This window comes from Aeromicrobium sp. Leaf272 (assembly GCF_001422865.1).
Classification (GTDB): domain Bacteria; phylum Actinomycetota; class Actinomycetes; order Propionibacteriales; family Nocardioidaceae; genus Aeromicrobium.
The window spans coordinates 3,430-4,018 of record NZ_LMMY01000012.1 but is presented as its reverse complement, the minus strand read 5'-3'; the positions used below and the strand labels follow the sequence as shown (position 1 = coordinate 4,018).

Annotated in this window: 1 rRNA gene (cut by a window edge); it reads left to right on the top strand. The window is 56.8% G+C overall.

Features of this window, described 5'->3' with window-relative positions:
- The first annotated feature begins 134 nt into the window (after nt 1-134).
- Nucleotides 135-589, top strand: a 16S ribosomal RNA gene (locus ASF38_RS09310) (it continues 866 nt past the right edge of the window).

The window sequence follows — 589 nt, the reverse complement described above, 5'->3', positions numbered from 1 at the left end:
CCCTCGTCTGTGGTGTCGGGGCCCTTGTGGTCTTGATGCTGTGGCGAGTTTTGAAATTCCGACAATTGACTGTCAGCAGTCAGTTCTCAGGAATCAAACCAAGTAGTGATGTAGCTCCCTTTGGGGGTGCATTTTCAACGGAGAGTTTGATCCTGGCTCAGGACGAACGCTGGCGGCGTGCTTAACACATGCAAGTCGAGCGGTAAGGCCACTTCGGTGGTACACGAGCGGCGAACGGGTGAGTAACACGTGAGCAACCTGCCCTTCTCTTCGGAATAAGCGTTGGAAACGACGTCTAATGCCGAATATGACTTCCTTTTGCATGATTGGAAGTGGAAAGCTCCGGCGGAGAGGGATGGGCTCGCGGCCTATCAGCTAGTTGGTGTGGGTAATGGCCCACCAAGGCGACGACGGGTAGCCGGCCTGAGAGGGTGACCGGCCACACTGGGACTGAGACACGGCCCAGACTCCTACGGGAGGCAGCAGTGGGGAATATTNNNCCTCTTTCAGCGGGGACGAAGCGAAAGTGACGGTACCCGCAGAAGAAGGACCGGCCAACTACGTGCCAGCAGCCGCGGTAATACGTAGG